We start from the raw sequence: 19,188 nt of genomic DNA, 5'->3' as shown, positions 1-19,188 counted from the left end.
TCCCGCCCAGTCCGGCACTCCGGTCCGGCGCAGGTGCAAAAAACGACGGTGCCTGATCAAACAGTCCGAATGCCCCGCAGCCGCGGGGCTGTGGTTCCGAAGTCGAATTGAGAAAGGCCCTGACGTTATGAACACGCCTCACTCGCTGCACCAGGCCGCTGCATCGGCAGCCGAAGCCACTGCCCTGCTTCAGGATCCCGCCGCGCTGCGCATGGTCACCAAACCGCAATTGCGCCGGTTCGAGGTCAGCGCTCTTTTGTCCAACGGAACCGTCGCGGAAACCCGTCACATCGCGCCGGCCCTGCCACTGTTCGAAAACGCCTTTTGTGCCTTTACCCGCGGAACGCTGGTGCAGACCGATATGGGCCCCGTCGCCATTGAGGACCTCTGGCCCGGTGACATGATCGCAACGCAAACCGGGGAATATCAGCCGTTGATCTGGAAAGGTTCCACCAGCCTGGTTCCAGCGCGCGCCGATTCCAAGGGACAGACCCATCCGCTCACCAGCTTCATGGCTGACAGTTTTGGAATGCAAAAACCCATGTCCTGCGTCGTGGCCGGTCCCGCCGCGCGGCTGCTGTGCACGCCGCCGCATATGCGCCGGGATGCAAGTGACAAGAAGTTGCTGACGCCGGTTCAGGATTTCCAGGACGGCATGAATATCTTTGAAACCTCACCGCCGACCGTGGTTGATATGTTCCATCTCTGCCTGCCGCAGCACGCGGTTATTCAGGTGGGGGGGCTGGAATTTGAAACCTATCATCCCGGGCCGAATGCGTTGAAACTGGTCAGCTATCCGATCAAGACGCTGTTCCTAAATCTCTTCAGCCACGCAGATGCGATTGCGGATTTCGGCCCGCTGGCCTTTGAGCGCGCAGACGCCGCTATCTGAACAACCTGTCAGCATCCCCTGTCGGCGACCTGGCACAGGTCCGGTCAGGGTTCCAGCGCCAGACGGTCTTCGAGAACGTCGAACGGCACGCCCGGCTCGTCCTTGGCACCGCGGATCACCAACGATGTCTTGACGCTTGCCACGTTCGGCGTGGTCAGCAACTCTCCGGTCAGGAAACTCTGAAAGGTGCTGAGATCGGGTGAGACGCATTTGAGGATGAAATCCACCTCGCCATTCAGCATGTGACACTCGCGCACCAGCGGCCAGCCGCGGCATTTTTCCTCGAATGCGCTCAGCTCTGCCTCGGCCTGGCTTTCCAGCCCCACCATGGCAAAGACCTGAACCTCAAAGCCAAGCTCCCGGCTGTTGACCTCGGCATGATAGCCCCGGATCAGGCCTGCTTCCTCCAATGCACGCACCCGGCGCAGGCAGGGCGGCGCGGAAATTCCGACGCGTTTGGCCAGTTCTACGTTGGTCATGCGCCCATCGGCCTGCAGTTCCGACAAAATCTTGCGATCAATCGGATCAAGGCGTGTAGTGACCATTGTGGAAGCTCCCGTCAGTTTGCGTTTCTTATATCAGCGCCGCGAAAGCGCGCAATATTATTTCACTGCGCCGCAATAATCTTTGCCCTCCGCAAGATCAAGCTGCCTCGGATAACAGCTGCGTCACGAAGGTGATGCCGGGGGTTTAAGCGCCTCTGGTCTGTCGCTATATCCTGTGGCTGACGGCGGATTGCCCGCCAACCTGCGGATTTGGGGATATGAGATGAGCGATACGCGTCACACCAAGGTACTGATCATCGGGTCGGGTCCGGCCGGATATACTGCGGGGGTCTATGCCTCCCGCGCGATGCTGGAACCCATTCTGGTGCAGGGCATCGAACCGGGCGGCCAGCTGACCACCACCACCGAAGTGGAAAACTGGCCCGGCGACACCGAGGTTCAGGGACCGGACCTGATGGTGCGCATGCAAGACCATGCCAAGGAAATGGGCTGCGAGATCATCGGCGACATCATCACCGATCTGGACCTCAGCCAGCGCCCCTTTACCGCCAAGGGCGACAGCGGCACCACCTATACCGCAGATGCCGTGATCCTGGCGACCGGCGCCCGCGCGAAATGGCTGGGCCTGCCGACCGAGGACAAATTCAAGGGCTTTGGCGTCTCTGCCTGCGCGACCTGCGACGGCTTTTTCTACCGGGGCCAGGAAATCGTGGTGATCGGCGGCGGCAATACCGCCGTTGAAGAAGCGCTGTTCCTGACCAATTTCGCCTCCAAGGTCACGCTGATCCACCGCCGCGATGAATTGCGCGCCGAAAAGATCCTGCAGGACCGGCTTTTGAAGAACCCCAAGATCGAACCGCTGTGGTTTCATCAGTTGGAAGAGGTCGTCGGCACTGATGCGCCGCTCGGCGTTGAAGGCGTCAAGGTCAAGAACGTGCAGACCGGCGAAATCTCGGAAATCCCCTGTAAGGGCGTCTTTGTCGCCATCGGCCACGCCCCGGCAACCGAACTGGTCAAGGATGTGCTGGAGCTGCATAACGGCGGCTATGTGAAGGTCAAACCAGGCTCCACCGAAACCTCGGTCCCCGGTGTTTTCGCGGCCGGCGATCTGACTGACCACAAATACCGTCAGGCCGTGACCTCTGCCGGGATGGGCTGCATGGCGGCCCTGGATGCCGAACGGTTCCTGGCCGAACAGGAATAACCAACGCCGAGGTCCTGCGGGCATACCGCCGCAGGCCGGGCCCGATGCCGAAAACAGCCGCACGCCCCCAAAGGGCGCGCGGCTTTCCTTTTGCAGAGCCTTGACCCGGATCGCGGCATCCCGTCACAGTCACCGCAGGCTACACGGGGGAGAGCAGCCGGTGACGCATGTGCTGTGGCAGGGCAACTGGATAATCCGCACCCGGATGGTGACCGGGCTGGTCCTGTTCACCTATGTGTTCTTCCATTTCATCAACCTGGGCCTGGCGCTGTTCTCTCCTGCGGCGGTGGAGGCCATGCAGAGCGCTCGCCAGATCATCACCCGCAGTGTGCTGGGCGGTGTCATTCTCTATAGCGCGCTGATCCTGCATGCCGGGCTAGCCCTGTGGCAACTGACCCGGCGACGCAGCTGGCGGATGACCTGGAACGAGGCGGTGCAGCTGGGGCTTGGCCTTCTGATCCCATTGCAGCTGTTGCGACACATTACCTACACCCGCTACGCGCATGAGCTTCACAACGTCAACGATGAGATGGGCTTCATCCTTGTCCTGATGTGGAACTCGCCATCGATCTGGTGGCAGGCACTGCTGTTGCTGGCCGTCTGGATCCATGGCTGCATGGGGCTGCACTACTGGCTGCGGCTGACGCGCTGGTGGCGCCGGACACAGACTTATATGATCGGGCTCGCGGTCTTCATCCCCACCTTTGCCCTGGCCGGCGCGTTGAGCGAGGGACGCCGGATCTACGATCTGTTTGTTGAGGGCAGTCAGCGGGCGGCACTGATGGCAAGTTACAACTGGCCCGACCAACCGACATTCGTAAGCCTCCGAGAGAATGAAAACCTCTGGATCGGCCTGTTTTTGGCGCTTCTTGTGCTGACCGGAACCGCCGTGCTGCTGCAAAAGGCATTGCGCAAGCGCCGGGCGGTTCGGATCACCTATGTGAACGGTCCTGTGGTGAGCGCCGAAAAGGGGCTGACCCTCTTGGAAATGTCCCGCGCCAGCGGCGTGCCTCATACCTCTCTCTGCGGCGGCAAAGGGCGCTGCACCACCTGCCGGGTGGTTGTCGAAGACGGATTGGATGCGCTGCATCCCCCTTCTGATGCTGAGGCGCGCAGCCTTGCCGCCGTGCGGGCCAGCAGCACCATGCGGCTGGCCTGCCAGATCCGGCCTACCGCACCGCTGACCGTCTGCCGCATGTTCCGGCCCGACGGGCGGACCACACGGGCCCACGCCAGCCAGGGGCAAGAACGCAGGCTCGCCATCCTGTTTCTCGACATCCGCGGCTTCACCAGCCGTACCGAAGGTCAGTTGCCTTATGATGTAGTGTTCCTGCTGAACCGGTTCTTCGATGCCATCGTACCCGCGATCACCGGGGCCGGCGGCCACGTGGACAAATACCTCGGCGATGGGCTGCTGGCGGTCTTCGATGCCCCCTCCCCGGCTCGTTCCGCCCGCGCGGCGCTGAATGCAGCGGCCGCGATTGGTACGGCGCTGCGGACGTTCAACGCGCGACTGGAAGAAGAAGAAAGCCCGCCGGTCCGGATCGGCATTGGCCTGCATCTGGGCGATCTTGTTCAGGGCGAAATCGGCTCTGCCGATCACGCCCCGCGCACCATCATCGGCGACAGCGTCAATGCTGCCAGCAGGCTTGAGGCCGAGACCAAAGCCCTGGGCGTTGAACTGCTGGTCTCTGCCGCCGTGCTGGACGCTGCTGGTTTTACCGCCCCCGAGAGCGCGCTACAATCGTTCCAGCTGCGCGGCGTCGCCGAACCGGTATCGGCGATTGCGACCCTGCGGGCAGAGGATCTGTTCGATCTGCTGACTGCGCAGCACGAGCAGCACCATAACCAGCACGCATAGGGCAGAACGATATTCCATGATTGCCTGCGCGGTGCGAAACGACATCCGTTTGTGAAGGAATAGGCACACATCGTCCTTTTTTCCCCAGCTCGCTAGACATTCAAGAAACCTTTGGGCTATTGCGCGGCCTTAAGCCGTCCGCGACACGGGCGCCCCCTCCCGCGCAAGTGAAGAGAGAATTCACATGACTATGTTGAGTAATTTGGCTCCGATCCCCGAGCTCTATGTATCTTATGACTCTGCCCAGAAGCTGAAGGTCGAGGCCGGTGAGCTGAAAAGCCACGATCTGAGCCCGCGCCAGATCTGTGACCTGGAGCTGCTGATGAACGGCGGTTTCAACCCGCTGAAAGGCTTCCTGACCGAGGAAGACTATGACGGCGTTGTCGAAAACATGCGCCTGGCGGACGGCACGCTTTGGCCGATGCCGATCACCCTGGACGTGAGCGAAGATTTCGCAAGCACGCTGGAAGTGGGCGAAGACATCGCCCTGCGCGATCAGGAAGGCGTCATCCTGGCCACCATGACGGTCACCGACCGCTGGGAGCCCAACAAATCTCGCGAGGCCGAAAAGGTCTTTGGCGCCGATGACGAGGCGCACCCGGCCGTGAACTACCTGCACAACCACGCAGGCAAGATCTACCTCGGCGGTCCGGTCACCGGTATCCAGCAGCCCGTGCACTATGATTTCCGTGGTCGCCGCGACACCCCGAACGAACTGCGCGCCTACTTCCGCAAGCTGGGCTGGCGCAAGGTCGTGGCCTTCCAGACCCGCAACCCGCTGCACCGTGCGCACCAGGAACTGACCTTCCGCGCTGCCAAGGAAGCGCAGGCCAACCTGCTGATCCACCCGGTTGTTGGCCTGACCAAACCGGGCGATGTCGACCACTTCACCCGCGTGCGCTGCTACGAGGCGGTGCTGGACAAATATCCGGCCTCGACCACAACCATGTCGCTGCTGAACCTGGCCATGCGTATGGCAGGCCCGCGTGAAGCCGTCTGGCACGGGCTGATTCGCGCCAACCACGGCTGCACCCACTTCATCGTTGGCCGCGACCACGCCGGCCCGGGCAAAAACTCTGCCGGCGAAGATTTCTACGGCCCCTATGACGCGCAGGACCTTTATCGTGCGCATCAGTCGGAGATCGGCTGTGAAATGGTCGACTTCAAGCACATGGTCTATGTGCAGGAGCGCGCCCAGTACGAGCCCGCAGACGAGATCGCGGACAAGGATGACGTAACCATCCTCAACATCTCCGGCACCGAACTGCGCCGCCGCCTGGCCGAAGGCCTGGAAATCCCGGAATGGTTCTCCTTCCCCGAGGTAGTGAAGGAACTGCGCCGCACCAAGCCGCCGCGCAGCCAGCAGGGCTTTACCGTGTTCTTCACCGGCTTCTCCGGTTCCGGCAAGTCCACCATCGCCAACGCGCTGATGGTCAAGCTGATGGAAATGGGTGGCCGCCCGGTGACGCTGCTGGATGGCGATATCGTGCGCAAGAACCTGTCTTCGGAACTCGGCTTCTCGAAAGAGCACCGTGACCTCAACATCCGCCGTATCGGCTATGTTGCCTCCGAGATCACCAAGAACGGCGGCATCGCCATCTGTGCGCCGATCGCGCCTTATGCAGCGACCCGCCGCGCCGTGCGCGAGGATATCGAACAGTTCGGTGCCTTCATCGAAGTGCACGTCGCGACCTCGATCGAGGAATGCGAACGCCGTGACCGCAAGGGGCTCTACAAGCTGGCGCGCGAAGGCAAGATCAAGGAATTCACCGGCATTTCAGATCCCTATGACGTGCCCGCGAACCCCGAGCTGAGCGTCGAGACGGAAAACGTCGATGTCGACAACTGTGCCCACCAGGTTCTGCTGAAGCTGGAAAGCATGGGGCTGATCACCGGTTGATCCCTGACTGACCCCACTCTGATTTCTGTTGAAACGGCCCGCCCTTTGGCGGGCCGTTTTGTTTTACCTGAACGCCGCGACCAAAATGGATCTTTTTTGCAAGTAAATTTATCCCTACACAGGTTCAATATTTCGTGTTCTGGAGCCCAAGTATGGTTACGCCCGTTAAGGCACATGTGTTTACCGACACCACAGCGCAGTCTTTTCTGAAGCAGGCGCCGGGGCAGCAGCCCTGCATTGGTTCGGTAGCCTTTACCTTTGGCACCGAGGTTCCGGACGACACCGATGTGCTCATCGCTTTCAACCGCTCTTCCTACACCATCAAGACGCAGGTTCCGAAAGAGCGGACGATTTTCATCGCTGCCGAACCAGATGTCATCCACCCCTATAGCTGCCGGTTCCTAAACCAGTTCGGATTGGTTCTGACGACGACGCAAAAACCGCTGGATACGGAAAAACGCAACCGGGCGGTCTGCTGGTACTGGTGGGCAGGCTTTGATTTCTCGGACAACGGCAATCATCGTGGCTATGACTGGTTCAAGACGCTGACCCCGCCGCAGAAACAGGACAAGATTGCCATCGTCACCTCAACCAAGGTGCACACCGAATATCACCGCAAACGGATGCGGTTTGTTGAAACCCTGATCGACGAGATTCCCGAGCATATCGAACTCTTCGGGCGCGGTTTCAAACCCATTGGCGACAAGGCAGACGCCCTGCTGCCCAACAAGTACAACCTCGCCATCGAGAATGGCGAAGGGCCGCATGTCTGGACCGAGAAACTGACCGACCCCTGGCTGTGCTGGTCCTTCCCCTTCTACGCAGGCTGTTCCAACGTGGACGATTATTTCCCGGTGGACAGTCATGAGACTCTGAATCTGGACGATCCGGTGGCCGAGGCCCGGCGCATGGTCCAGGAAATCCAGAACGGCCGCTGGGAAGCCGCACAGGACGCCATCGCCGCGGCGCGTGAAAAGGTGCTGGAGCAGGAAAACATCATGGTGCTAATGGCCAATCTCGCAACCGAGGCCGCGGCCCGTCCAGTTAGCGTACAGCCCAACCGCCCCCGCTATATTTGGTCCGAACGTTCCCTGTGGCCCGAGAAAGGCTGCCGGGGCAGTCTGACGGACTGGACCCTACGCAACGCGATCCTGCTGTTCGAACCGCAAGCCGAGCTGAAGAGCAAGGGCCTGCGCCACTGGTACGAAAAGAAAAAATCCACCCGAAGGGCCCGCAAGGAAGCCAGAGCCGCAAACGCGCGCTAAGGAGCATTGCCGCCTTAGAGGCTGTCGCGCAATGCCTCGGCCGCGCGGAGGAACAGATCGCCATAATGCGCCGCCGCAGGTTTGGCGGCGCGCAGGGCAGGCAGACGCCGGGTATAATCCTCCGCACTGATACTGCGGACCGCCCGCTCCATATCCGCCAGATCATTGCAGAGGATCATGCCCTCAGTGTCGAAGAAATCCCCAATATTCGGACAGCCCCAGTAGATCGGCACAGTCTCGCAGAGGATCGCATCGATCAATTTCTCGGTGAAGCAATTCGGCTCCTGCACATTTTCGATAACCACCGAATAGCGGAAGGGGGCAAGACCCTCTGATTTATGCTCGAAAGGCGCGTAACCACGGCCCAAAATGCGCGCATCGGGCACGTTTTTCTGCAGGTATTCAACCAGTTGATGCCGCAACTTGTGCCCGGGATGGTCGCGTTTGGCCGAGGCGATCAACGACAGATCTAAGGTCTTTTCAAGATCCAGATCCTGCCATTCCGGCACCCAGGTGGTTCCAAAGGGCAGGAACAGCCCGTTGGGCAATCGCGCGAGAAGATCCGGATCATAGGTAAAAACGCGGAAGAACCGCCGATGGCTGAGCCGCAGCAGACGGTGGTGGGACGCCGACATGATCTTCGGCTCCATCACCATCAGCGACAGCTGCGCGCGGCAATACCAGTTTAGCTGAAAATGCATCGCCGTCTTGGCAAAGACGATCAAATGATCCGCCGCGGTCAGATCGCCAACGCTGCCGCCCTGCAGCCGGTCGGGGCAGCCCAGTGGCCAGTGCAACTGCGCCAGCGGCATCTGCGGCAGCCCCCGATCAAGTTTCTGGCCGTAAGGCAGGATAGCAATCGCAGGCTCAGTCATGGCAACCGCTCCAGCATGGGAGGCAAGAGAACTCAGAACTCAATCACATGCTCCCATTTACAAATGCAGCGGAAGATCGACCTCTCCCCGCATCAGAACAAATCCCTCTCCGGCAACTTTTACCCCCGTCAGCGCCTCTGCCGGTCCCACGCGGGTCACACGCGCCTGCCCCGGCCGCCCCAGCCCGTGCCCCTGTTCAGCCACGAAGCTGTCCTTAGGCATCAGCCCGTGCTTCCACAGATAGGCCGCCATCGCGCCGGTTGCTGAGCCAGTAAAGGGATCCTCCGGTGGGCTCGGCGGCGCCATCAGCAGGCGGGAAAAGGTATCCCCCGCCTCTGTGGCGCCATCCAGCGTCACCAGAAAAGGCTCCATCATGTCGATCCCGTCAGCGCCGAGCTGTGCCGTCAGCCGGGCAAGGGCATCAAGATCCAGCCTTGCTGCCTCTAGCGCGGCGCGGTCCTTCAGCACGGTGACGCAAAAGGGCAAGCCGGTCGACACTTTCTGCGGCTCACCGATAATGGCTTCGGGCGGCAGGGACACTGCTGCCGCAACCAGGGCCGGATCCGGCTGCGGGCCGAACTCTGGCGCCACCTGCGTCATCTCGATCAGGTCGCCCTCGATCTGCACCGGAACACTTCCCGCGCCGGTTTCCAGCGTCACCGAGGTGCCGTTGATCAGCCCGCGATCCTTGAGCGCGGCAACGGTGGCGATGGTAGGATGGCCGGCAAAGGGGATTTCGCGGCTGGCCAGGAAATAGCGCACTTTGAAATCCGCCACCTGCGACGGCCCGGTAAAAGTGCATTCGACCAGGGCAGTCTCCCGCACGAAGGCGGTGCAGACCTCCACCGGCAGGCTGGCCCCCTCATGCACGACCGCGCAGCCATTGCCGCCAAAGGGGCGATCCGAAAACGCATCCACCCAGTCAAAAGAAAACGATGTCATGATATCAGATGCCCCAAACCGCTGTTTTACCGGGACGTTACCGGCGCAGAGAGCAATGATCCAGCCGCGAAAGCCCGTTGGGGACACGACTTGCGGCTCAACAGCCGTTTTGGACCGTTATTCTCCCGCTCTCTCGCGGGAGGTTTCTGGAAGCTATCCAAAGGCACGACTGCCCCGCCACAGCGGGGCAATCCGGGGGGGCGCATTCGCGCCCCTGAAGGAGTTGTTCAGTGCACCGTCACCGGCGACAGGTCATTCTGGCGCGCCAGAACAAAGGCCATGCGGCGGTCTGCCACCAGCGCCAGCTGTTCGCCTTCGGCGTCGTGCACCGCGTAAAGCTGCTTGTGTCCCTTGGCACCGGCCTGCACATCCTCGGGCAGGTCCGCAACATCAACCGCCTTGACGTAGACGATCCGCTTGCCGGTTTCGTTGAAATCAAATGGTGTATGCATGTCTCTTACCCCTTTCGAATATTGATGGTCTGAACCACGGTTTCCGGGCGGGCACGGGTCAGGTCCACGTGCAGCAGACCATTCTCCATCAGCGCCTCGCCCACTTCGACCCCGTCGGCCAGCACGAACATGCGCTGGAACTGACGCGCGGCGATGCCCCGGTGCAGGAAGACGCGGCCATCGCTGTCGTCGCGCTGACGGCCACGGATGACCAACTGGCGGTCCTCGACGGTGATGGAAAGATCCTCTTCGGCAAACCCGGCCACGGCCAGGGTAATGCGATAGGAATGATCCGAGGTCTGCTCGATATTATAAGGGGGATACCCCTCGTTGCCGGATTTGGCCGAGCGTTCCAGAAGGCGTTCAAGCTGCTCAAACCCCAGCATATGCGGGTAAGAGCCCAAGGTAAGTTTCGACACGTGTTACGTCCTTTGTTCGAAAGCGACGGATAGTCTTGCGGCCCCAACAGGCGACCGCTCTTACAGAATATGGTAAGTTCTTTTGATTACTCAAGAGCGTGGACGCATAGGCCTAGCCGAAAAGCCGTTAACGAAGTATCTTGAACCCCGCATCTTTCACCAGCCTCCGAGTCGCCAATGAACGCCCCTACCGATATCTCGATGAAGACCGACGACGTCCTCAAGGTTGAGCTTGAGGTGTTCCGCAGGCAGCACCGGGATCTGGACGAGGCGATTACCGCCCTGCAGGAACGCGGCACCGCAGATCAGCTGACCATCCGGCGGCTGAAAAAGCAGAAACTGGGCCTCAAAGACAAGATCGCCCTGATCGAAGATCGGCTGACACCGGACATCATCGCCTGATCGCCTTGGCGGGCTGACAGACGCCCGGTCGCCGACCTCTTCCAGCCGACCCGCCTCTTGCTTCTGGCGTCAAAGTGCGCCCGCCGATCAATCCAGTTCAAGCCACCCAAATCCTCCCGCGCCTTTTGCAGGTTGGCAGCCATGCTGCCGCAGGCAAAACCCTTGGGCCCGGCAGCGCGCATGGGCGCGCTGTGGTCACGCAAATCGGTAGCCTGGGCCCCCGGGCGTTTCCGTGCCGACACAGCCTTATTTTGCCCGCATTGCCGCATTGCACCATGCGCGTCTTCGACTATAGTGCGCGCTCCTTCCACCCCAGCAGGTCCAATGCAGGCCTGCGGCATGACAGGACCGGATCACATGCCTGAAACCACCGCTGACATCAAAGTGGGCATCATCATGGGCAGCCAGTCAGACTGGCCCACCCTGAAAGAGGCCGCCACGATTCTGGATGAACTGGGCGTGCCCTACGAGGCAAAAATCGTGTCGGCGCACCGCACCCCTGACCGGCTCTGGACCTATGGCAAGAGCGCGGCAGAGCGCGGTTTGCAGGTCATCATCGCAGGCGCTGGCGGCGCGGCACATCTACCCGGCATGGTCGCATCGAAAACCCGCGTTCCGGTGGTGGGCGTCCCGGTGCAGACGCGGGCGCTGTCGGGCGTGGATTCGCTTTATTCCATCGTGCAGATGCCCAAGGGCTTTCCGGTTGCCACCATGGCCATCGGCGCCGCTGGTGCGGCCAATGCCGGGTTGATGGCCGCTGGCATCCTCGCCCTGCAGGATCCCGCGCTTGCCACCCGTCTGGACGACTGGCGCGCAGCCCTTTCTGCCTCGATCCCGGAGGAACCCGTCGATGACTGATCCTTTGCAGCCCGGCGCAACAATCGGAATTCTCGGCGGGGGTCAGCTGGGGCGCATGCTGTCAGTTGCGGCCTCCCGCCTTGGCTTCAAGACGCATATTTTTGAACCCGGCGCCAACCCGCCCGCAGGCGATGTAGCCCACAAGGTCACAACCGCACCTTATGAGGATGAGGCCGCGCTGGCCGCCTTTGCCGCCTCGGTGGATGTGATCACTTATGAGTTCGAAAACATCCCCACTGCGGCGCTGGATGTGCTGGAGCAGCACCGCCCGATCCGCCCGGGGCGCGAAGCCCTGCGTGTGTCGCAGGATCGGCTGACGGAAAAGGCCTTCCTGCAGGATCTAGGCCTGCAAACCGCCCCCTTTGCCGACATCCCAGATCAGGTCGCACTGGATGCGGCGCTGGCAGAGATCGGCGCGCCTGCAATCCTGAAGACGCGGCGCTTTGGCTATGATGGCAAGGGGCAGGCGCGGATCATGGCCGCCGAGGACGCCGCCCCCGCGCTGGCCTCGCTCGCCGGTGCGCCTGCCATTCTCGAAGGGTTTGTCAATTTCACACATGAAGCCTCGGTGATTGCCGCGCGCAGCCCTAGCGGCGAGGTCGCCTGTTTCGATCCCGGCGAGAACGTGCACCGCGACGGCATCCTGCACACCACTACCGTGCCTGCCCGCCTCAGCCAGAGCCAACGCATGGATGCGGTGCTGATGGCGGCGAAGATCCTGAACGCGCTCGATTATGTCGGCGTCATGGGGGTCGAGCTCTTCGTCACCCCCAAAGGGCTGGTGGTCAACGAGATCGCGCCGCGCGTCCACAACTCCGGTCACTGGACCCAGAACGGCTGCGCGGTGGATCAGTTCGAACAGCACATCCGTGCAGTGGTCGGCTGGCCGCTGGGCGACGGTCAGCGGCACAGCGATGTGGTGATGGAGAACCTGATTGGCGACGACGTTACCCGTATCCCCGATCTGGCGCGGGAGCGCGATTGCGCCTTGCATCTCTATGGCAAGGCCGACGCCAAACCCGGGCGCAAGATGGGCCATATCAACCGGGTCATCCGCGCGCAGAAATAACACTTCGCCAGCCGCACGCATCCGAAATTCGCCAATGGCGGGTTTCGGGCGCAGCATCGAGGGCCCGCCAGCCGGGCGTGAGAGGCTGCGCTCCCCCTTGCCCGGATAAGGGTTAGCCCAGAAATCGCGCTGCGATCTCGCCGCTCATATAGCTGACGCGCCCGCCCGACAGGGTGGCCGCAACCCGCTGGTTGTCTTTCTCAAGGACCACCACATCGGCGCGTTTGCCTGGCGCCAACTCTCCGCGATCCTCCAGCCCCAGAACTTCGGCAGGGCCCTTTGACACCAGATCCCAGGCACCAACCAGATCCAGCAGCCCGCTACGGGCCAGCATCAGCGCAGCGCGGCGCGGGCTGGGATAATGATAGTCCGAGGCGATCGCATCACAGAGCCCCATGGCGATCAGCTCAACCGCAGACACGTTGCCCTTATGCGAGCCGCCCCGCACCACGTTTGGGGAGCCCAGAATGATATGATCGCCCCCGGCCCGGGCCGCCTCTGCCGCTTCCAATGTTTCCGGAAATTCGCTGATCCGCACACCGCGATCCCGCCATTCGGTCCGCATGGCCGCGTTTTGGTCATCATGGCTTCCAAGACGCACGCCCATAGTGCCAAGTTCGGCGCAGATTGCATCTAGGGCAGCAGGCACCTCATCCGATCTGGCGTGCATATCCTGCAGCATCTGCCAGTGGACCTCCGGGTTGCGTCCCGCCTTCAGCGCCTGCCCCACAAGCCGGGGCGGCTTCTTTCCCGCTGCCAGCCGGTCATGCGGCAGGTGATCATTGAAAACGACATAGCCCACTCCGGCCGCCGCAATACGCTGAGGCAGGCCCGCGTAGTCATCCAGCATATGAGTCTCGAACCGCAGCTGTGGTAGGATATCCGTCACTACCCGGTCCCGCACAGCAGTGATCGCAGCAAAGACCTGGTCGGCATAGTCCGGCGCGCGCAGCCCGCCTTCCCAGCTGTGGAACTGCGCCAGAACCGCCGTGGTGATACCGTTGGCAGCCAATTCTGCCTCGGCAGCGATCACGCCCTCGTCCATCTGCTTCATCGCGCCGCGCCGGGGGGCGAGATGGCGTTCGAACCCGTCGCCGTGCAGGTCGATGATGCCCGGCAGTACCAGATAGCCAGACAGATCCACCGCGCGACCGGCGCGATCCGCGACGATTGCCCCCTCCCCGAGTGAGAGTTCCGCGCTCGGCACCAGCCCCTCAGGCAGCAGCACATCGGCGCCCTGCAGCGTCAGTTCAAGTGTCATCAGCTCCCCCCGGCTCCTTTGCCGCCTTGTCGGTACACGCGCCCTCATCGCACAGGCCGTCGGGCAGGCCAAGCACCGCATCAAGCCAGGTGATCTCGGGATCGAACCGGCCATGCTCCAGAAAATGTAGCGCCTGGGCGATGACCAGCGGATTGTTCATCATGAATGTATGGGTGACCGGGAGCACGATGTGATCGGCCATCCCTTCGAGCCGGGTGCTTTGAACCGAAACCTTGCCATCGTCCTGACCGGGAATGAGACTGGACCACACCGGATTGAGCGAGCGGTTCCCCGCTATAATCCCCAAGGGGAAATCCGCAGGCGGCAGCCGGTTCGGCAGGCTCTCCGGCCCGGTGCCCAGCTGCAAACCCGCCGGTCCGTGCAGCAGGCCAAACACCTCCCAGTCGCCCAGTTCGTCCACCAGTTCGCTACCATGGTTCGGAGGCGCTAGCATGACAACGCGGCCCAGATTTTCCGGTCGGTTGTCCTGCAGCCATTGTCGCACCAGAATGCCGCCCATCGAATGGGTAATCAGATGCACCCGCTGATCGCCGCAGGCCGCAAAGGCATCAGGCAGCGTCTGTTCGGCCAGCACGGCCACAGGTTCCTCGGTCGAAGGATAGCCCGGGCTCTGCACGGTGATGCCGCGCCCCTCCAGAACCTGTTCCATCACCGAGAAGGACGATTCCGTGCGAGCCAGCCCGTGCAGCAGGATGGCGCAATCCGCCAGAGCGGGCAGAGGCAGCAACAGGGACAGCGCTGCAAGAACAGGGGACAGAAGACGTTTCATGCAGATCAGATAGACATGCACCGCGCCAGCGAAAAGCCCCTATCGCGCACGCGGCGCGCTCCAGATCACCAAGGCGATCCCGCCAAGGACAGCACAGGTTCCCAGCGCCAGCCGCAGCCCCACGGGTTCAGCCAGAAAGACAAAGCCTCCCAGAATGGCAATGATCGGGACGCTCAGCTGGATCGTCGCAGCGACCGCAGGCTGCAATTCGGGCAAAACGCGGTACCAAAGCGCATAGCCCATCCCCGAGGTGACAGCGCCGGATATCACCGCCAGCAGGACACCTTCGGAAGAGGCATGCAGCGATGCCGCCGCAAACAGGGCAAAGGGCAGCATCAGCACGGTAGCGACCACAAAATTCATCGCGCTGGCCCGCAAAGGATCGCCCGCGCCGCGCCCAAGCAGGGTATAGGCCGCCCAGCCCAGACCGCTGAGCGTCATCAGCGCAGCAGCCCCCGGCGGCACCTGCACCGGGCCACTGGGCCAGACCACATAGGCGAGACCCGCAAACGCCACCAAGGCCCCCAATACCTGACCAGCCGTTGTCCGACTGCCACGCAGCGCGCCCCAGCCGAACATGGAAATCTGCACCACGCCAAACAGGACCAGCGCGCCAAGACCAGCATCAAGCCCCTGATAAGCGAGACAAAATCCAATCATATAGAGGGTCAGAGCCGCCCCGCCCAGCAGGGCGTCTTTCCATGCTGCGACCGGCGTCTCCGCCGCCCCCTTGCTTCGTGACCGGGCCGCTTGCAGCGCGACCAGAAGCACCAGGGCAACGGCGCCAGAAGCCAGGCGCAGCAGGCCAAAGCCCATCGCATCCATATAGCCCCAGCCGATGGCCATGCGGCCCAGAACCGAATTCGCCGCAAAGGCAATCAGGACGAGCAGAACCAGAACAACGAGTTTCATCACCGGCCTCCGTTTCAGGCCGGAAAGACCCGCCTATCAGTTCAGAATACGCAGGTCGGTATCACCGTATCCGCAGGTGTAGCAACAGTCATTGCACCTTTGTGAATTGTTGAGACCAACGCCCCAATACTTGTTGCTGTCGCCGCGCACCCAGGCGCCATAGCAGATCGTCTCGCCGGTCTCACAGCTGAGGCTATATTCGCGGACATCGTAGTCGTCGACGATATAGACCTGACCGTCTCCGGGCCAGGCACGGCGATAGTCCTGACTGTAGAATTCCAGACTTACGATATGCGGATAATCGCTGCGGATCGTCCATTTCAGACTGTCCGCCTTTGCTGCCTCGACAGCTCCAAAAGTGGCAGCAACAACCGCCAGCAGTGCCAATCCCTTCATCACGTCCCCCAGTGCACAATTTTTTGAACGGGTTCAGCGTACGGGACAACTTCGAAGAAAATCAAAATACTTCGGTATTGGCGCAGGTCTGGAGCGAAAAACAGGCAAGGAGGCACACTCGCTCCCCCCAAAAAAAGAAAAAGGGGCCGCCCGAAGGCGACCCCCAAATCATCCGGTTGGATGGCGTGACTTACATCATGCCGCCCATGCCGCCCATGCCGCCCATGTCGGGCATGCCGCCGCCAGCTGCGCCATCTTTCGACGGCTTGTCAGCAACCATGGCTTCGGTGGTGATCAGCAGGCCTGCGATCGAGGCTGCGTCTTCCAGCGCGGTACGGGTCACTTTGGCCGGGTCGATCACGCCGAAGGAGAACATGTCGCCATATTCTTCGGTCTGAGCGTTGAAGCCGAAGTTCTTGTCGGAGCTTTCGCGGACCTTACCGGCCACAACCGCACCGTCGACACCTGCGTTCTCGGCGATCTGGCGCAGCGGCGCTTCGATAGCCTTGCGCACGATCACGATACCGGCGTTCTGGTCGGAGTTTGCACCTTCCAGACCTTCCAGTGCCTTGCCGGCCTGAACCAGAGCAACACCGCCACCGACGATCACGCCTTCCTGCACGGCTGCGCGGGTCGCGTTCAGAGCATCATCCACACGGTCTTTGCGCTCTTTCACTTCGACTTCGGTCATGCCGCCGACGCGGATCACAGCAACACCGCCTGCCAGTTTGGCAACGCGCTCTTGCAGCTTCTCACGGTCGTAGTCCGAGGTGGTTTCTTCGATCTGGGTGCGGATCTGAGCAACGCGTGCTTCGATCTCGGCCTTCTCGCCTGCACCGTCAACGATGGTGGTCTCGTCTTTGGTGATCTCGACTTTCTTGGCGGTGCCCAGCATGTCCATGGTCACGGACTCGAGCTTCATGCCCAGATCTTCGGAGATGACCTGACCACCGGTCAGGATCGCGATGTCCTGCAGCATAGCCTTGCGGCGGTCGCCGAAGCCCGGTGCCTTGACAGCTGCAATTTTCAGGCCGCCGCGCAGTTTGTTGACAACCAGAGTTGCCAGCGCTTCGCCTTCGACGTCTTCCGCGATGATCAGCAGCGGTTTCTGCGATTGGATGACCTGCTCCAGCAGCGGAACCATCGGCTGCAGGGAGGAGAGTTTCTTCTCGTGCAGCAGGATCATGCAGTCGTCGAGATCTGCGATCATCTTGTCCGGGTTGGTGACAAAGTAGGGCGACAGGTAGCCACGGTCGAACTGCATGCCTTCGACCACGTCGGTCTCGGTTTCCATGCCTTTGTTTTCTTCGACGGTGATGACGCCTTCGTTGCCGACTTTCTGCATCGCGTCTGCGATCTGCTGGCCGATTTCGGCTTCGCCGTTCGCGGAGATGGTGCCAACCTGAGCGACTTCAGCGGAGTCGTTCACCGGGCGAGCCATTTCTTTGATACCTTCAACGACTTTGGCGGTTGCCATGTCGATGCCGCGCTTCAGGTCCATCGGGTTCAGACCAGCAGCAACCTGCTTCAGGCCTTCGCGCACGATCGCCTGGGCCAGGACGGTTGCGGTGGTGGTGCCGTCACCGGCTTCGTCGTTGGTGCGGGAAGCAACTTCCTTCACCATCTGGGCGCCCATGTTTTCGAACTTGTCTTCCAGTTCGATTTCCTTGGCAACCGAAACACCGTCTTTGGTGATGCGCGGTGCGCCAAAGGATTTGTCCAGAACCACGTTGCGGCCTTTGGGGCCCAGGGTCACTTTGACAGCATCAGCGAGAACGTTCACGCCGTTCAGCATCTTGTTGCGGGCATCGGTGTCGAATTTGACGTCCTTAGCAGCCATATCTGTTTCTCCTCGAGAAAATCTGTAGTTGTCAGCGATAAAGGGGGATCAGAGAAGCCGGTGGGCTTACTCGATGATGCCCATGATGTCGCTTTCTTTCATCATCAGCAGCTCTTCGCCGTCGACGGTAACTTCTGTGCCGGACCACTTGCCGAACAGGATGTTGTCGCCGGCTTTGACGGCCATTGCGATCAGCTCACCGCTGTCCTTGCGGGCGCCTTCGCCGGTGGCGACAACAACGCCTTCGGACGGCTTTTCCTTGGCGCTATCGGGGATGATCAGCCCGCCAGCGGTTTTCTCTTCGCTTTCGGTGCGGCGCACCAGCACACGGTCATGAAGCGGTTTCAATGCCATCTTTGCAGCTCCTTAATAGGCTCAAAGGTTGTTGTATCTGGTCTGCCCCTGCTCCCCGCAGAGGCGTTATCACTCACACCGGGTGAGTGCTAACGGAGCAATAGCTAGGCAGCGGCCTGCGCCGAGTCAACAGGTTTGATGCAAGAAAATTGACCCATCCGGCGTGGAAAATCAGACTGCCGCAACGCAGCAATCTGAAGCAGCCCTGCGGACCTGTTCAAGAAAGGCTGTGATCCCAGTCTGCTAACCCGCTGCGCCCCTGTTCACTAAGCTCGTAGATGCCCTTCTCGACCTTGGTGAACCAGCCATAATGATTGTCCCGCATCAGCGTCGTGGCCCGCCCAACGCCGGTTGTATGCGCTACCTCAGCCCCCTTGCAGGCACCGTGCTGCGCCAGATGCGCGGCACAGACCAGGGCATCCTGCCGATAGGCGGTGACGATTCCGTGGCGGGTGGCGCCACCGGAATTCGGATCCCCGCGCAGCCGGTCGAACTCCCGCAGCAGGCGCTGTTTGCGGACCTTGGATTTGCGCGGTGCATAGGGGCCGGGATCGCATTGCACTTCGGCCCGGCCATCAGCCAAAACAGTGATCAATCCAAGGCCAAGACGCCGACATAAGGACAGGTTGTCCTTCAGCATCCGCCGCGCCTGTTTACCCTTTGGTTTTGGCACCGCGATATAGACCAGATCTGTCACGGCCTGCCGGGACACGGCCTGATGGAACAGCGACAGGGAAAACCGCAGCTTCAGCTCGACGATCACCGGATCCTCATCCCCGCGCCGCGCCACCACATCGGCGGCACCGACCTCTCCCTTCACCTCATAGCCCTGCCGTTCCAGCAGCGCCTTGATGGGGGGATACAGCTGTTCTTCTTTTTCCATGCCCGCAGCATAACCAGCAATGACCGCGAGAAAAACCACATCAAGCCAGATCGCGTCCTGCTTGTCGTGCGTGCCGCCCGCCCATAGCATGAGGGCCACAGACAAAA

General features: G+C 61.3%; 20 protein-coding genes. 8 read left to right on the top strand and 12 right to left on the bottom strand.

What is annotated here, in order from left to right:
* Window positions 1-127: 127 nt before the first annotated feature.
* The gene (locus SM766_RS14420) at window positions 128-892 is read left to right on the top strand and encodes a Hint domain-containing protein (RefSeq protein WP_065272906.1); all 765 of its coding nucleotides are present in this window, start codon (window positions 128-130) and stop codon (window positions 890-892) included.
* Between the two features lie 44 nt (window positions 893-936).
* Here the strand turns inward: SM766_RS14420 and SM766_RS14415 are convergent, their stop codons facing one another.
* Window positions 937-1,437 (bottom strand): Lrp/AsnC family transcriptional regulator, encoded by a 501-nt coding sequence (locus SM766_RS14415; protein WP_065272905.1) that lies wholly within the window; start codon window positions 1,435-1,437, stop codon window positions 937-939.
* A gap of 223 nt (window positions 1,438-1,660) precedes the next feature.
* Between SM766_RS14415 and trxB the strand changes: the two genes are divergently transcribed.
* The 4 genes from trxB (at window position 1,661) to SM766_RS14395 (ending at window position 7,628) form a co-directional block, all read left to right on the top strand.
* Window positions 1,661-2,602, top strand: coding sequence for a thioredoxin-disulfide reductase (trxB, locus tag SM766_RS14410; RefSeq protein ID WP_368948216.1), 942 nt, complete (start codon window positions 1,661-1,663; stop codon window positions 2,600-2,602).
* A 160-nt stretch (window positions 2,603-2,762) separates the two neighbouring features.
* Complete coding sequence (locus SM766_RS14405) at window positions 2,763-4,463, top strand: adenylate/guanylate cyclase domain-containing protein (protein ID WP_368948215.1); 1,701 nt, start codon at window positions 2,763-2,765, stop codon at window positions 4,461-4,463.
* Between the two features lie 184 nt (window positions 4,464-4,647).
* Window positions 4,648-6,363 carry a bifunctional sulfate adenylyltransferase/adenylylsulfate kinase gene (locus tag SM766_RS14400; protein WP_274830138.1) on the top strand — a complete coding sequence of 572 codons (1,716 nt, stop codon included), beginning with the start codon at window positions 4,648-4,650 and terminating at the stop codon, window positions 6,361-6,363.
* 152 nt (window positions 6,364-6,515) lie between these two features.
* Entirely contained in the window at window positions 6,516-7,628 is a 1,113-nt protein-coding gene (locus SM766_RS14395) for a hypothetical protein (RefSeq protein WP_368948214.1), read from the top strand.
* Window positions 7,629-7,642: 14 nt separating this feature from the next.
* Here the strand turns inward: SM766_RS14395 and SM766_RS14390 are convergent, their stop codons facing one another.
* From SM766_RS14390 to SM766_RS14375, 4 genes are all read right to left on the bottom strand, one after another.
* A complete protein-coding gene (locus SM766_RS14390; protein ID WP_368948213.1) occupies window positions 7,643-8,503 on the bottom strand; it encodes a hypothetical protein in 861 nt (286 codons plus the stop codon).
* Between the two features lie 57 nt (window positions 8,504-8,560).
* Window positions 8,561-9,445, bottom strand: a complete 885-nt coding sequence (locus SM766_RS14385) for a PhzF family phenazine biosynthesis protein (protein WP_368948212.1) — start codon at window positions 9,443-9,445, stop codon at window positions 8,561-8,563.
* 227 nt (window positions 9,446-9,672) lie between these two features.
* Window positions 9,673-9,897: a DUF1150 family protein gene (locus SM766_RS14380; protein ID WP_274830142.1), complete on the bottom strand. Its 225-nt coding sequence runs from the start codon at window positions 9,895-9,897 to the stop codon at window positions 9,673-9,675.
* 5 nt (window positions 9,898-9,902) lie between these two features.
* Window positions 9,903-10,316 (bottom strand): Hsp20 family protein, encoded by a 414-nt coding sequence (locus SM766_RS14375; RefSeq protein ID WP_197492324.1) that lies wholly within the window; start codon window positions 10,314-10,316, stop codon window positions 9,903-9,905.
* Between the two features lie 177 nt (window positions 10,317-10,493).
* On the opposite strand from SM766_RS14375, the gene SM766_RS14370 reads away from it, so the two are divergent.
* From SM766_RS14370 to SM766_RS14360, 3 genes are all read left to right on the top strand, one after another.
* On the top strand, window positions 10,494-10,718 hold the full coding sequence (locus tag SM766_RS14370; RefSeq protein WP_065272897.1) for a YdcH family protein: 225 nt from the start codon (window positions 10,494-10,496) through the stop codon (window positions 10,716-10,718).
* Between the two features lie 357 nt (window positions 10,719-11,075).
* The gene (purE, locus tag SM766_RS14365; protein WP_065273762.1) at window positions 11,076-11,576 is read left to right on the top strand and encodes a 5-(carboxyamino)imidazole ribonucleotide mutase; all 501 of its coding nucleotides are present in this window, start codon (window positions 11,076-11,078) and stop codon (window positions 11,574-11,576) included.
* Window positions 11,569-12,645, top strand: a complete 1,077-nt coding sequence (locus SM766_RS14360) for a 5-(carboxyamino)imidazole ribonucleotide synthase (protein ID WP_368948211.1) — start codon at window positions 11,569-11,571, stop codon at window positions 12,643-12,645. Before purE ends, SM766_RS14360 begins: the two co-directional genes overlap by 8 nt.
* Before the next feature lie 112 nt (window positions 12,646-12,757).
* Here the strand turns inward: SM766_RS14360 and SM766_RS14355 are convergent, their stop codons facing one another.
* The 7 genes from SM766_RS14355 to SM766_RS14325 form a co-directional block, all read right to left on the bottom strand.
* Window positions 12,758-13,909, bottom strand: a complete 1,152-nt coding sequence (locus SM766_RS14355) for an alpha-D-ribose 1-methylphosphonate 5-triphosphate diphosphatase (RefSeq protein WP_368948354.1) — start codon at window positions 13,907-13,909, stop codon at window positions 12,758-12,760.
* The gene (locus SM766_RS14350; protein ID WP_368948210.1) at window positions 13,896-14,696 is read right to left on the bottom strand and encodes an alpha/beta fold hydrolase; all 801 of its coding nucleotides are present in this window, start codon (window positions 14,694-14,696) and stop codon (window positions 13,896-13,898) included. Before SM766_RS14350 ends, SM766_RS14355 begins: the two co-directional genes overlap by 14 nt.
* A 39-nt stretch (window positions 14,697-14,735) precedes the next feature.
* Window positions 14,736-15,608, bottom strand: coding sequence for a DMT family transporter (locus SM766_RS14345; protein WP_368948209.1), 873 nt, complete (start codon window positions 15,606-15,608; stop codon window positions 14,736-14,738).
* 36 nt (window positions 15,609-15,644) lie between these two features.
* The gene (locus SM766_RS14340; protein ID WP_274830147.1) at window positions 15,645-16,004 is read right to left on the bottom strand and encodes a hypothetical protein; all 360 of its coding nucleotides are present in this window, start codon (window positions 16,002-16,004) and stop codon (window positions 15,645-15,647) included.
* 190 nt (window positions 16,005-16,194) lie between these two features.
* Window positions 16,195-17,844, bottom strand: coding sequence for a chaperonin GroEL (groL, locus tag SM766_RS14335; RefSeq protein WP_065272892.1), 1,650 nt, complete (start codon window positions 17,842-17,844; stop codon window positions 16,195-16,197).
* Window positions 17,845-17,910: 66 nt separating this feature from the next.
* Window positions 17,911-18,198, bottom strand: coding sequence for a co-chaperone GroES (locus SM766_RS14330; protein ID WP_065272891.1), 288 nt, complete (start codon window positions 18,196-18,198; stop codon window positions 17,911-17,913).
* Window positions 18,199-18,415: 217 nt separating this feature from the next.
* Window positions 18,416-19,081 (bottom strand): DUF2161 domain-containing phosphodiesterase, encoded by a 666-nt coding sequence (locus SM766_RS14325; protein WP_368948353.1) that lies wholly within the window; start codon window positions 19,079-19,081, stop codon window positions 18,416-18,418.
* Window positions 19,082-19,188 lie beyond the last annotated feature (107 nt).

The sequence above is a fragment of the Pseudophaeobacter sp. A-200-2 genome, assembly GCF_041008815.1.
GTDB classification, from domain to species: domain Bacteria; phylum Pseudomonadota; class Alphaproteobacteria; order Rhodobacterales; family Rhodobacteraceae; genus Phycobacter; species Phycobacter gallaeciensis_A.
This window is presented reverse-complemented; position numbering and strand designations above follow the sequence as displayed.

Bases quoted from the DNA above. Each gene is read 5' to 3' on its own strand.
- SM766_RS14380 (WP_274830142.1), bottom strand. From the start codon at position 9,897: ATGCATACACCATTTGATTTCAACGAAACCGGCAAGCGGATCGTCTAC.
- SM766_RS14330 (WP_065272891.1), bottom strand. From the start codon at position 18,198: ATGGCATTGAAACCGCTTCATGACCGTGTGCTGGTGCGCCGCACCGAA.
- SM766_RS14385 (WP_368948212.1), bottom strand. From the start codon at position 9,445: ATGACATCGTTTTCTTTTGACTGGGTGGATGCGTTTTCGGATCGCCCC.
- SM766_RS14420 (WP_065272906.1), top strand. From the start codon at position 128: ATGAACACGCCTCACTCGCTGCACCAGGCCGCTGCATCGGCAGCCGAA.
- SM766_RS14415 (WP_065272905.1), bottom strand. From the start codon at position 1,437: ATGGTCACTACACGCCTTGATCCGATTGATCGCAAGATTTTGTCGGAA.
- SM766_RS14360 (WP_368948211.1), top strand. From the start codon at position 11,569: ATGACTGATCCTTTGCAGCCCGGCGCAACAATCGGAATTCTCGGCGGG.
- SM766_RS14370 (WP_065272897.1), top strand. From the start codon at position 10,494: ATGAACGCCCCTACCGATATCTCGATGAAGACCGACGACGTCCTCAAG.
- SM766_RS14325 (WP_368948353.1), bottom strand. From the start codon at position 19,081: ATGGAAAAAGAAGAACAGCTGTATCCCCCCATCAAGGCGCTGCTGGAA.
- SM766_RS14400 (WP_274830138.1), top strand. From the start codon at position 4,648: ATGACTATGTTGAGTAATTTGGCTCCGATCCCCGAGCTCTATGTATCT.
- SM766_RS14345 (WP_368948209.1), bottom strand. From the start codon at position 15,608: ATGAAACTCGTTGTTCTGGTTCTGCTCGTCCTGATTGCCTTTGCGGCG.
- groL (WP_065272892.1), bottom strand. From the start codon at position 17,844: ATGGCTGCTAAGGACGTCAAATTCGACACCGATGCCCGCAACAAGATG.
- SM766_RS14340 (WP_274830147.1), bottom strand. From the start codon at position 16,004: ATGAAGGGATTGGCACTGCTGGCGGTTGTTGCTGCCACTTTTGGAGCT.
- SM766_RS14395 (WP_368948214.1), top strand. From the start codon at position 6,516: ATGGTTACGCCCGTTAAGGCACATGTGTTTACCGACACCACAGCGCAG.
- SM766_RS14350 (WP_368948210.1), bottom strand. From the start codon at position 14,696: ATGAAACGTCTTCTGTCCCCTGTTCTTGCAGCGCTGTCCCTGTTGCTG.
- trxB (WP_368948216.1), top strand. From the start codon at position 1,661: ATGAGCGATACGCGTCACACCAAGGTACTGATCATCGGGTCGGGTCCG.
- purE (WP_065273762.1), top strand. From the start codon at position 11,076: ATGCCTGAAACCACCGCTGACATCAAAGTGGGCATCATCATGGGCAGC.
- SM766_RS14390 (WP_368948213.1), bottom strand. From the start codon at position 8,503: ATGACTGAGCCTGCGATTGCTATCCTGCCTTACGGCCAGAAACTTGAT.